The 12822-nt window shown below is 40.7% G+C and carries 12 protein-coding genes; 2 read left to right on the top strand and 10 right to left on the bottom strand.

Going from position 1 to position 12822, the window contains the following annotated elements; all coding sequences use genetic code 11:
• The first annotated feature begins 146 nt into the window (after positions 1 to 146).
• Both SK637_RS04515 and SK637_RS04510 read left to right on the top strand, forming a co-directional pair.
• Entirely contained in the window at positions 147 to 2429 is a 2283-nt protein-coding gene (locus SK637_RS04515; RefSeq protein ID WP_033688739.1) for a Xaa-Pro dipeptidyl-peptidase, read from the top strand.
• Positions 2430 to 2888: 459 nt separating this feature from the next.
• A complete protein-coding gene (locus SK637_RS04510) occupies positions 2889 to 3359 on the top strand; it encodes an arginine repressor (protein WP_001043026.1) in 471 nt (156 codons plus the stop codon).
• 210 nt (positions 3360 to 3569) lie between these two features.
• Here the strand turns inward: SK637_RS04510 and obgE are convergent, their stop codons facing one another.
• From obgE to SK637_RS04455, 10 genes are all read right to left on the bottom strand, one after another.
• Positions 3570 to 4880 (bottom strand): GTPase ObgE, encoded by a 1311-nt coding sequence (gene obgE / locus SK637_RS04500; protein WP_033688738.1) that lies wholly within the window; start codon positions 4878 to 4880, stop codon positions 3570 to 3572.
• 63 nt (positions 4881 to 4943) lie between these two features.
• Positions 4944 to 5078, bottom strand: coding sequence for a DUF4044 domain-containing protein (locus SK637_RS04495; protein WP_033688737.1), 135 nt, complete (start codon positions 5076 to 5078; stop codon positions 4944 to 4946).
• A 58-nt stretch (positions 5079 to 5136) separates the two neighbouring features.
• Positions 5137 to 5313 carry a PspC domain-containing protein gene (locus SK637_RS04490; protein WP_025169691.1) on the bottom strand — a complete coding sequence of 59 codons (177 nt, stop codon included), beginning with the start codon at positions 5311 to 5313 and terminating at the stop codon, positions 5137 to 5139.
• A 29-nt stretch (positions 5314 to 5342) separates the two neighbouring features.
• A complete protein-coding gene (locus SK637_RS04485; protein WP_033688736.1) occupies positions 5343 to 6668 on the bottom strand; it encodes a glycosyltransferase family 4 protein in 1326 nt (441 codons plus the stop codon).
• Between the two features lie 15 nt (positions 6669 to 6683).
• The gene (gene cpoA, locus SK637_RS04480) at positions 6684 to 7727 is read right to left on the bottom strand and encodes an alpha-galactosylglucosyldiacylglycerol synthase (RefSeq protein ID WP_033688735.1); all 1044 of its coding nucleotides are present in this window, start codon (positions 7725 to 7727) and stop codon (positions 6684 to 6686) included.
• Positions 7728 to 7842: 115 nt separating this feature from the next.
• Positions 7843 to 8172: a metal-sulfur cluster assembly factor gene (locus SK637_RS04475; RefSeq protein WP_000331925.1), complete on the bottom strand. Its 330-nt coding sequence runs from the start codon at positions 8170 to 8172 to the stop codon at positions 7843 to 7845.
• A 14-nt stretch (positions 8173 to 8186) separates the two neighbouring features.
• Positions 8187 to 9296 (bottom strand): RNA polymerase sigma factor RpoD, encoded by a 1110-nt coding sequence (rpoD, locus tag SK637_RS04470; protein ID WP_004259586.1) that lies wholly within the window; start codon positions 9294 to 9296, stop codon positions 8187 to 8189.
• Positions 9297 to 9298: 2 nt separating this feature from the next.
• On the bottom strand, positions 9299 to 11059 hold the full coding sequence (gene dnaG, locus SK637_RS04465; protein WP_033688734.1) for a DNA primase: 1761 nt from the start codon (positions 11057 to 11059) through the stop codon (positions 9299 to 9301).
• Between the two features lie 89 nt (positions 11060 to 11148).
• On the bottom strand, positions 11149 to 11907 hold the full coding sequence (locus SK637_RS04460; protein ID WP_033688733.1) for an ABC transporter ATP-binding protein: 759 nt from the start codon (positions 11905 to 11907) through the stop codon (positions 11149 to 11151).
• On the bottom strand, positions 11904 to 12770 hold the full coding sequence (locus SK637_RS04455; protein WP_033688732.1) for an ABC transporter permease: 867 nt from the start codon (positions 12768 to 12770) through the stop codon (positions 11904 to 11906). The genes SK637_RS04460 and SK637_RS04455 overlap by 4 nt, the downstream gene beginning before the upstream one ends.
• Positions 12771 to 12822: the final 52 nt, after the last annotated feature.

Below are 12822 nucleotides of genomic sequence, written 5' to 3'. Positions count from 1 at the left end.
TTTATAAAAGTAAATTTCTTCTTTTTTTAAAACTCATTATATTAAACTATATAACTGAATGCATGTTATTTTATGGAGAGATTAATCTTGGTTTTTCCCACTTTTTTTGATATAATAATCTAAAGTATTATTTTATCGGAGGTTTTATGCGTTTTAATCAATTCAGCTATTTAGCGCTACCTATAGATACAATTATCTTTGAATTAAAAAAGTACGGGTTTGATTTACCAGTCAACATTACAAATAAAAAAATGCTCGAGGAGTTTCTTATTCGTTTCTTTTTTAATTACAAAGATAGCACCTATCCCCTATCTAGTTTAGCAGTTGATAAAGAAACTGACTTACTGACATTTTTTCAGTCAGACAAAGAACTGACTGCAGATATTTTCTATACTGTAGCCTTTCAACTCTTAGGTTTTTCTTACTTGGTTGACTTTGAAGACAGTGATGCTTTTCGTAAAGAGACTGCTTTTCCCATTGTATATGGTGACTTGATTGAAAATCTCTATCAGTTACTCAATACTCGCACCAAAAAGGGAAATACTCTTATCGACCAACTTGTTAGTGATGGTCTTATTCCTGAGGATAATGACTACCACTACTTTAACGGCAAGAGTTTGGCTACTTTTTCTAGCCATGATGTCATTCGTGAAGTCGTTTACGTTGAATCTCGTGTCGATACTGACCAAAAAGGGCTACCAGACTTAGTCAAGGTCAGCATTATTCGTCCTCGTTATGACGGGCAAATTCCTGCTATCATGACTGTAAGTCCCTATCATCAAGGAACCAATGACAAAGCCAGTGATAAGGCTCTCTACAAGATGGAAGGTGAGCTTGAGGTTAAATCTGCTCACAAGATTGAGCTAGAGGAGCCTCAACTAAATCTTGTCCAACCTCAAGGTCAAGCTGAGCTAGTGTCAAAAGCTGAAGAAAAGCTAACGCACATCAACGCTAGCTATACACTCAACGACTACTTCCTTCCACGAGGGTTTGCTAATCTCTATGTCTCAGGTGTTGGTACCAAAGACTCCACAGGTTTCATGACTAATGGAGACTACCAGCAAATTGAGGCTTATAAAAATGTCATCGACTGGCTCAATGGTCGCTGCCGTGCCTTTACTGACCACACGCGCCAGCGTCAAGTCAAGGCTGACTGGTCAAACGGAAAAGTAGCCACAACGGGACTTTCCTATCTAGGTACCATGTCCAATGGTCTAGCGACTACAGGTGTAGATGGGTTAGAAGTCATTATTGCCGAGGCAGGCATTTCTTCATGGTACAATTACTATCGTGAAAACGGTCTGGTGACTAGCCCAGGTGGGTATCCAGGGGAGGACTTTGACTCTCTTGCTGAACTAACCTACTCTCGTAATCTCTTGGCTGGTGACTATATCCGTGGTAATGAGGCTCACCAAGCTGACTTAGAAAAAGTAAAAGAACAGTTAGATCGCAAATCTGGTGACTACAATCAATTTTGGCATGACCGCAACTATCTGCTCAATGCTGATAAAGTAAAGGCAGAGGTTGTCTTTACCCATGGTTCACAGGATTGGAATGTCAAACCACTTCATGTTTACCAGATGTTCCATGCTCTTCCTGCTCATATACACAAGCACCTCTTTTTCCATAATGGCGCACATGTTTACATGAACAACTGGCAGTCCATTGACTTCCGTGAGTCCATGAACGCCTTATTGACTAAGAAATTACTGGGAGAAGAGACAGATTTTCAACTTCCTACTGTCATTTGGCAGGACAATACAGCTCCTCAGACTTGGCTATCACTTGATACCTTCGGTGAGCAAGATAACTTTGAATCCTTCTCACTTGGTCAAGAAGAGAAAGTTATTCAAAACCAGTACTCAGATAAGGATTTTGAGCGTTATGGTAAGACCTACCAGACCTTCAATACAGAACTCTATCAAGGGAAAGCCAATCAGATTACTATTGACCTTCCTGTAACCAAAGACCTTCACTTGAACGGTCATGCTCAGCTCAATCTACGTATCAAATCCAGTACAAATAAGGGGCTCTTATCTGCCCAACTGCTAGAATTTGGACAGAGGAAATACCTACAACCTTATCCAGCTATTTTAAGTTCTAGAACCATTGACAACGGTCGCTACTACATGTTGGAAAATCTCTGTGAATTGCCTTTTCGTGAAAATGCACAACGCGTCGTGACAAAAGGCTATTTCAATTTGCAAAATAGAAATGATTTACTGTTCGTAGAGGATATTACTGCAGATGAATGGATGGATGTGCAATTTGAACTGCAACCAACTATTTACAAGTTAAAAGAAGGAGATACTCTTCGTTTAGTCCTCTATACTACTGACTTTGAAATCACAATCCGTGACAATACCGCTTACCACCTGACTGTTGATCTTGAACAGTCTACTCTTATCCTACCTTGTCAAAAGGTATAATATATCAGACTTTCAATATGGAAGATTTCCAATTGAATAGTCTAACGAAACATACACTTGGTATCAAATACAATCCCTATATAGACTTATGATCAGTCTACACGGGAGCTTGGAGAAAAGATACTAAGACCCTAACCAACATGTGTAACCCTCTATCATACACGCTACCACACTACATGTTGGAAAATCTCTGTGAATTAACATTAATCATAAATTTACAACAAGTCGTGACAAAATGCTACCCTAATGGAATGATTTACTGTCAGTAAAGAACACAACAGATATAAAGCCTATTCATCTCCACCCAACTAGTGACAAGTTAAAAGAAGGAGATTTTCTCCGTATAGTTCTGTATACTACTGACTTTAAAATCATCATACGTGACAATACCGCTTACCACTCGACTGACGATCTCGTTCAGTCCTCGCTTTCTGTACCTAGTACAAGGAGTAATATTTTATGAATAAATCTGAACACCGACACCAGCTCATACGGGCTCTTGTAACGAAAAACAAGATTCATACTCAAGCTGAGCTACAAGCTCTTCTTGCCGATAATGATATTCAAGTTACACAAGCTACACTTTCGAGAGATATTAAAAGCATGAACCTCTCAAAAGTACGAGAAGAAGACAACTCTTACTACGTGCTCAATACAGGTTCTATCTCAAAATGGGAAAAACGTCTCGAAATTTACATGGAAGATGCTCTTGTCTTGATGCGCCCAGTTCAACACCAAGTCCTACTAAAAACCCTTCCTGGACTTGCTCAATCCTTTGGTTCTATCATTGATGCTTTGAGCTTCCCTGATGCTATCGCTACCCTCTGTGGTGATGATGTCTGCCTTGTCATCTGTGAAGATGCAGAAGCTGCCCAAAAATGCTTTGAAGAATTGAAAAAATTCGCTCCACCATTTTTCTTTGAAGAATAAGAAAATTCCGTGTCTGATGTGGCACGGAATTTTCTTATATTCTTTACTGAGATGGATTTCTTTTTTAGTTCGTGCTAATCTCAGGGCACGATTTGGATTGAGACGATTAAATAGTTCTTCCAATTTCTTTTCATTCCAAACGTCTGCGGCAGAAACAAAATTGCCATCCGCATCTCGGAAAGATATCGGTTTATCTCCCATATCAGTCTCCTAGTCTACAAATTCAAACTCAAATTTACCAATGCGGACCAAATCACCATCTTTAGCACCACGCGCACGAAGGGCTTCATCAACCCCCATACCACGAAGCTGGCGGGCAAATTTCATGACTGATTCGTCCCGATCAAAGTTGGTCATATTGAAGAGTTTCATGAGTTTTTCACCAGAAAGTACCCACGTTGCATCGTCATCACGACTAATTTCAAAGGCTTTTTCTTCCTCATCAAATCCATAGTAAGCTTCTTCTTCCATATCGGACTCGTCGTAGAGCAAGAATTCTGGTGTCTTGTCTAACAATTCAGCTGTAGCATCCAAGAGCGTTGCCAGACCTTGCTTGGTCAATCCAGAAATTGGGAAGATAGCTGGTAGCTCTTCAAATTCATCGTAGTTTTCAGCTAATTTTTTCTTAAATTCTTCAAGATTTTCCTGACTCTCAGGCATATCCATCTTATTGGCTACGATAATCTGTGGACGCTCCATGAGTCGAAGATTGTATGACTCCAGCTCTTTATTGATCGCTAGGTAGTCCTCATAAGGATCACGGCCTTCGCTAGCTGACATATCAATGATGTGAAGGATGACACGTGTACGCTCGATGTGACGGAGGAACTGAGTTCCCAGACCAACACCCTGACTAGCCCCTTCAATCAAACCTGGTAAATCAGCTACTGCAAAGGATTCACCTGATTGGGTACGCACCATGCCTAGATTTGGCACAATGGTCGTAAAGTGGTAGGCACCAATTTTAGGTTTAGCTGAGGTAATAACACTTAAAAGGGTTGATTTCCCTACAGATGGGAATCCAACTAAACCAACATCAGCCAAGATTTTTAGTTCCAATTGTAACTCACGTTCCTGACCTGGTTCTCCATTTTCAGAGATTTCAGGTGCAGGATTTTTTGGTGTTGCAAAACGGATATTTCCACGACCACCACGACCACCGTGGGCTACAATAAATTCTTGCCCGTGTTCAATCAAATCTGTCAAGACCTTACCAGTTTCCGCATCACGAACAGTCGTACCTTGCGGTACACGAACTCTTAGGTCTTCAGCACCACGACCATGCATCCCTTTGGTCATTCCTTTTTCACCAGAATCAGCCTTGAAATGGCGATTGTAGCGGAAATCCATCAAGGTACGCAAACCTTCGTCTACAACGAAGACTACATTCCCTCCACGACCACCATCACCACCCCAAGGACCGCCATTAGGGACATATTTTTCACGGCGAAAGGCAACCATGCCATCGCCACCATTACCAGCCTTGACCTTGATCTTGACTGTATCTAAAAACATACTCATTTTTTCTTCTCACTTTAAAAAAGGGCTGGGAAATCCCAGTCACAAAATTTTCTTAAATCTATTTTATAGATTACTGAGGGCACCAATTGCAGTTGCAAAAATTCCCAATAAACTTGCTACTAGCATGATAATCACGATAAACAAGGTTATTTTCTCAAACATCGTTTTTTTACGTTTTCCATTATCTCCAAATGCCATTTTTATCTCCTTCGTTACATTCTATTTTCTATTATCTTAGCATGAATTGAGCTAGTTTTCAATAGTCACTTGCTACGGGTGCAATAATCCATAAAATGATATAAGCCACAATTCCTGCTCCGTAACCAAAAGCAAGAACACCCCATATTACACGAACAATAGTGGGATCCATATCAAAATAATGAGCCACTCCAGCACAAACACCAGCAATCTTTTTATCACGACCACTTCTCATTAATTGTTTTTTCATAGCTGTTCCTCTTTCTATTCTTCACTGTCTTTCCAATAATCTCTGATGCTGATTAACTGTGTTTTTGATGCCTTCAGCATCCGTCTAGAGCCTTTTACAGGTACAGCAACTACCTGTTGTGGTAAATACAAAACTGTCTTAAAGATACGCTGACTGACCGTATCATCTTTGGCTAAATCTTTCTGGAAATTATTTGAAATAATAGCATCCAGATAAAACTCATGTACCCGTTTTCCAAAGTTTTCAGCTGAAATCTCGTACAACTTCTCTGATAAGGTCTGCTCATTCATGTCTGGTGTTGCAATCAGGGCTTCCAAAATAGCACCAGCCAAATCATGTTCTCCATAGTACAAGGTTCCAAACATTTTATCACTGATAAGATTGTCCAGATAAGGATTTCCGTGAGCAATGACAGGCGTTCCACTAGCCAAGCTTTCCAAGTAGGTCAAACCTTGCGTTTCACTTGTCGATGCCGAGATGAAGAAATCCGCCGCTTTATAGTAAAGAGCTGTCTCACTAGGAGCAATCATACCTGTAAAGATAACAGAGTCTTGAATCTCTAGTTTCTGGGCTTGCTCTTTGAGGTCATCCAGATAAGGACCGTCCCCAGCTACCACCAGTTTAACCTTGTCTTCTTCTTTCAGAACTTCTGCAAAAGCTGCTAAAACTGCTTGAATATTTTTTTCATAGGAAATTCTTGAAAGACTCAGCAACATCTGTTCATCATCTTGAATCCCTAGTTTACTACGCAGTTCTTTCAAATTTTCTTGCTTGATTTCTGGACGCTCAAACTTGGCTAATTCAATCCCTGTAGGAATAACACGTTTTTCAACCTTGACTTTATAGTCAGATAGCAAGTCTCGGACAATCTCACTCGGGCAAATCACCCCATCCACATCATGCAGGAAACCTCTGACTAGGTACTTAACCATACTCGGACGAATCAACATCCCCTTAGCAATATAATGCACGTAGTCTTCGTATTGGGTGTGATAGGTATGGATGACCGGAATCTTCAATTCACGCGCAATCCAAATCCCCAACAAGCCAAGAGAAAATTCTGTCTGAGTGTGGATAATATCTAGCTGATATTGTTTAGCAATTTCAAGCGCCTTGCTGAAGCCTCGATAGGCAAAGCGACGATCTTTAAAAGCAAAGAAGGGAACACTTGGAATGCGGATAATTTGCCAATCTTCATAACGATTGACATCCTTATCTGTCGTCGTAAAGATAAAAACAGCATGTCCCTGCTTTTCAAGTTCGGTTTTCAAGGTTCGAATACTGGTCGCAACACCTGAAACCTGAGGAAAATAGGTATCTGTAAATAAACCAATTCGCATAGATTACCTCACTTTTTACTTTCTCCCTAAAGCGGCTTGTTTCTCATAAAAGTCCAACCAGATTTGTAACAGATGCTCTTCAGAATACTCTCTGGAAATATTCTTAGCTTTTTCTTTGAGGTCTTTTAAAGCAACAGGATTTGCTTGATATTCCAAAATAGCTTCTTTCATCTCTTCTCTGTCTGCTGTCGCCCGATAATTCCCCTCCAAAATTACCTTATAAAGATCCAAATCACGCAACATAATAGGAGCTTCACAACTGGCAGCCTCTAAAATCGTCATCGGAAAGAGCTCATTATAACTAGGCAACAAGAAAAGGTCCGCTAGGGCATACAATTCGCGCATACGCTCTGGCGATACAATACCTGGAAAAATCAAATTTTTAGGGGGATTCTCCATGATTTTCTTGTAGCACTCATAACCATCTGTCATACCACCAAAAGAGAAACCACCGGCCCAGATAAAGGTAATCTGAGGCAATTCCTCAGCCAGACGGATAAAATCGTCAATCCCTTTGCGTTTCTGAACTTGACCAGCACCTACTACGATAAACTGATTGTCACTAAGACCTAGCTCTGTTCGCAGTCTCGCTACCTCTTCCTGTGGAAGAGGATGCCATTTTTCCTTGTTGACAAAGTTAGGAATATAGGTCACTTTTTCACGTGGAATACCAGCTGCCACCAAATCCTCGATAAACATAGGATTGACCACCACCAAGTGCTCCATCCGGTTGTAAAAAGAAAATACATAGCGTTTCACAATTCCCTTTAAGAAAAATGGAATTTTCAAACTCCCCTCAAGTGTATCAGGCAAGAAATGCACATAGCCAATTTTCCTTCCTGATCGTTTCTTCTGGAATGTTGATAAATAATAGGGGAAATCAATTGTATGAAAGTGAGTCACATCTGCCTCTATTGGAAGATTTTCTGTAACAATCAATTGGTCCTTGGCATCACGGTGAAGAAGACGAACTAATTCACGGTAGGCACCTGAAACTCCTTGTCCTGCTACTTTCTCACTTGAACTCAACATATTGATGCGTAATTTCTTTTTTTCCATAACTACTATTATATCATTTTCTTTGAATAAAATCAGCAAAAGAAAGGAGAGACTAGAGGAAAAGAGGGGGAAATTTCCTCGCTTTTCCAATAATCTCTCACATGTTTTTATATGTTTACTTAATGCCTAGGGCAATGCGTGCATAGCGACTCATTTTTTCAACAGTCCAGGCTGGATACCAAACCAATTTAACCTCAGTATCAGTCACTTCTGGGACCTCTGTCATGGCATCATAAATCTGATCCGTCAAAAGGTCTGCCAGGGGACAACCCATGGTTGTCAAAGTCATATCAATCTCTGTTTGTCCTGTATCGCCATCAAAACGAATCTCATAGATTAAACCAAGATTGACAATATCGATTCCCAACTCAGGGTCAATAACTTCTTCCAAGGCTGATAAAATTCGTGTTTTGATATTTTCAATTTGCTCTTCTGTATAAGCCATATTCATCCTCACTCTTAGTCTTCAATAAAATCACGAAGCGGTTTGCTGCGACTTGGTTGGCGTAGTTTTCTCAAAGCTTTAGCTTCAATCTGACGGATACGCTCGCGAGTCACGTTAAAGACTTTACCAACATCTTCAAGGGTACGCATTTTACCATCATCTAGCCCAAAACGCAGACGCAAAACATTTTCTTCACGATCTGTAAGAGTATCCAAGACCTCATCCAACTGCTCACGCAAGACGATACGAGTCGTATAGTCCACTGGATTTTCAATCACTTCATCTTCAATAAAGTCTCCAAGATGGCTATCATCTTCTTCACCGATTGGTGTTTCAAGAGATACCGGTTCTTGGGCAATCTTCAAGATTTCACGAACCTTGTCAGGGGTCATATCCATACGTTCAGCAATTTGCTCAGGTGTTGGATCTTGACCCAATTCTTGAAGAAGATTACGCTGTTCACGAACCAATTTATTGATGGTTTCAACCATGTGGACTGGGATACGGATGGTACGAGCTTGATCCGCAATAGCACGAGTGATAGCCTGACGAATCCACCAAGTTGCGTAAGTTGAGAACTTGAATCCTTTAGAATAATCAAACTTGTCAACAGCCTTCATCAAGCCCATATTTCCTTCTTGAATCAAGTCAAGGAATTGCATACCACGACCGACATAGCGTTTGGCTATAGAAACAACCAAACGAAGGTTGGCTTCCGCAAGACGTTGTTTGGCTTCGATATCACCAGCTTCAACTGCTAGTGCCAATTCTTTTTCCTCTTCATTGGTCAAGAGAGGAACGACCCCGATTTCTTTCAAGTACATACGGACAGGGTCATTGACCTTAGCCGAAGTTGAACCAATCAAGTCCTCGTCACTGAGTTCTGGTTCTTCTTCAGCACTAAGAACACGCGCACTTGGATTTCCTTCGTTATCTGTGATAGAAATCCCTGCATCCTGAATCCGTTGCAAGAGATCCTCAATCCCATCAGCGTCCAAGGTAAAAGGAATCACCAGACTAGCATTAATTTCATCATCTGTTGCTGTCCCTTTTTGCTTATGATTACGGATAAATTCTGCTACTTGCACGTCAAATGTTGTTACTTCTTTTTGTTTTGTTGCCATTGTTACTCCATTCTTCTCTTTTGTGAAATTAAACGTTCCAATTCTTCTAGGGCTGTGTCTGTATCTCCTACATGGCTAGCTTCCTGCACCTTCTTTTTGATTCTCATATTGTCCTGATTCAAGAGAGCCTTGTTTCGAGTCGTTTCTACTTCACTAAGTTCCTGCGGTGACATCTCAGCAGGCAAATCCTGAGCTAAGACTTGATACCAAGCTCTTTCAACCTCCTCTGTCTGTTCTGCTAAAACTTCTGGAGGAAGGCTACCATATTGGCCAAGCAAGTCGTATAAAACCTGAAATTCAGGTGTGGCAAATGCAAAGTCTTCCCGCAAACGGTAATCGTTTAAAACAAGAGGGGATTCCATCATTCGATAAAGTAGATGAGCTTCTGCCCTCATAATAGCCGATAACTGCTTGGTGACAGTCATGGTGATTGGCGTCGGTCTGGAAATTCCTTCCATGCGATTCTGTCTTTGTACCTGACGACTCTCATTAACAATCTGCTCAATCTGGGCATAATCAAAAGACGCCAGACTATCAGCTAAAATATGAATATAGGTGTTTTGAGCAGTGATAGACTTTTCTTTAACAATCAGGGGAGCTATTTTTTCAATAAACTCAATCTGAGCCTGCAGATTTTCACTATTTTCAGGCTTATACTGGTGAATGTAGAACTCAATCGGACTAATACGAGTTTTCGTTAATAGATAGGCCAAGTCTTCTGGTCCATTTTTTTGTAGATACTCATCTGGATCCAAGTTATCAGGCATGCTAACGATTTGCACAGGCATATCACCAATTTCGTCCAGTGCTTTCAATGTCGCAGCTTGCCCAGCCTTATCGCCATCGTAAACAAGAACCAACTTCTTGGTTAGCCTTTTCAGATGCTCAACATGCTCACGACTTAAGGCTGTTCCCATGGACGCCACAGCGTTTTCGATTCCAGCCCGATAGGCTGCAATGACATCCATGAACCCTTCCATCAGGTAAATCTCACTGGATTTACCAGAAGATTTTTTTGCCCTATCCATATGATATAATTCGTAACTTTTGTTAAAAATTGCAGTCGATCGGCTATTTTTATACTTAGAAGTTTGTGAATCCGTTTTCTGCCAGATACGACCTGAGAAGGCAATGACCTTTCCTTGGTCATTTGTCAGGGGAAACATAATCCGATTGTGAAAGGTATCTAAAAATTGATTAGCATCCGAGAGATAAAACAGTCCCGAATCCAAAAAATCCTCTTCACGATATTGACCAGACAAACGTTGATACAGATAGTTTCGTTCTGGAGGTGCCAAACCAATCCGAAAATGCTTGAGCACTTCATCTGTCAAACCTCGCTGATAGAGGTAATTTCTGGCCTCTTCCCCCATGGTCGTTGTCATGAGAATAGCATGATAAAATTTGGCAGCATCTTCGTGCATATCATAAAGAGCTTGGTGGGGTGAAGCTGGCTTCTGTTCACTATAAAGCGGTTTTTCAACCTCAATCCCCACACGCTGACCTAAGATTTGGACAGCCTCCATAAAGGGAACCCCTTGGTACTCCTCGATGAATTTAAAGACATCACCCGAGCGGCCACAACCAAAACAGTGGTAAAACTGCTTGTCCTCTACAACGTTGAAAGAAGGTGTTTTTTCACCATGAAAAGGACAGAGCCCTAGATAGTTCCGTCCTGCCTTTTGTAAAGAAATCACATCTCCTATGACTTCCACAATGTTGGCATTGTTTTTGATTTCTTCAATGACTTGTTTGTCAACCATACACAATACCTCCATGTTATCATAGTTTACTTTATATAGTATACTTTATTTCAGAAAAAAAGTAAACCATTTCACGCATTTTCCCTACTTTATTCAAAGAGCTGATAATAATCAGAGATTTTCATTTTTTCTTTTTCTTCTTGTTTCAAGTCTTGGATGATACGACCTTCCTTCATAACAATCAAGCGATTGCCATATTTGAGAGCATCTTCCATATGGTGGGTAATCATAAGCGCTGTCAGCTGGTCTTTCTTGACAAATTCATCCGTCAATTCCATCAAGGCCACACTGGTCTTTGGATCAAGGGCTGCAGTATGCTCATCTAACAGGAGTAATTCAGGTCGCTTCAAGGTTGCCATCAAGAGACTCAAAGCCTGTCTTTGTCCACCTGATAAGAACTCAATCGGTGTATTCAAGTGTTTCTCAAGACCGTTTCCTACTTTTTCAATGGTTGCCTGAAATTCATCCTTATAACTAGACAAGCGTCGTGGTAACAATCCACGCTTTTCACCACGAAACTTAGCAATCAAGAGATTCTCTGCCACTGTCATACGGGGAGCTGTCCCCATCTTGGGATCTTGGAAGACTCGAGACAGATACTTAGCCCGCTTCTCTGGTGAAAACTTGGTAACATCTTCACCTAAAATACGGATAGTTCCACTGCTTAGTGATAAGGTTCCTGCAATAGTGTTAAAGAGGGTTGATTTCCCAGCACCATTTCCGCCTAAAATTGTGATAAAGTCCTGTTCAAAAATTTCTAAGGAAACATCATTTAAAATAATCTTTTCTTCATCAAAGCCATTTTTAACGACTTTGGTTGCATTTTTTAATTCTACAATTGCTGTCATTTGCTTAACTTGGCTCCTTTCAAGATTGTTTGCTTAAATGTTGGAATCATGAGGCAGACTGCTAAAATCAAGGCACTGTATAAACGAAGGTAACTTGTATTAAAGCCAAGCGCGATAACTGCCCAAACTAAGAATTGATAGGCGATAGAACCCACAACAATGGCAACCAGACGCTCTGCCAAGCTCAAACTCTTGAAAATAACTTCCCCAATAATCAAACTTGCAAGACCTACAACGATAACCCCGATTCCTCGAGATACATCAGCATAACCTTCTTGCTGGGCAATGAGAGCACCTGCAAGGGCAATCACACCATTTGATAAAACCAGACCCATAAGCTCCATGCGTCCAGTATGAATACCGAAACTTCTAGCCATATCAGGATTATCACCTGTAGCAATATAAGCCTGTCCAAGTTTAGTATCCAAGAAAAAGAGCATGAGAGCAATAACGATACTGACAAAGATGAGACCTGTCAATAGTTGATTCAAATCCGAGTCAAAAGGCAAAACATCCTGAATTTGCTTGGTTCCAAGCAATCCTAAATTTGCACGTCCCATAATCAAGAGCATGATAGAGTGACAGGAAGTCATCACCAAAATCCCTGAGAGTAAGGTTGGAATTTTTCCTTTTGTATAAAGAAGTCCTGCTGCCATTCCAGCCAAACAACCTGCTCCAACAGCAATAAGAGTCGCTAAAAATGGATTCACGCCTTTGGTTATCAAAGTGACAGCAACAGCTCCCCCAAGAGGGAAGGAACCTTCTGTTGTCATATCTGGAAAGTTCAAAATCCTAAATGTCATAAAGATTCCCAGACCTAAAATAGCCCAGACGAATCCTTGAGAAATAATAGATAGTATCATCTGTTTCTTAACCTTTTCTATATGATTTCAATTGTAAAAAATTGGAGGAGAT

The sequence above is a fragment of the Streptococcus mitis genome, assembly GCF_000722765.2.
Taxonomy (GTDB): Bacteria; Bacillota; Bacilli; order Lactobacillales; family Streptococcaceae; genus Streptococcus; species Streptococcus mitis_AQ.
This window is presented reverse-complemented; position numbering and strand designations above follow the sequence as displayed.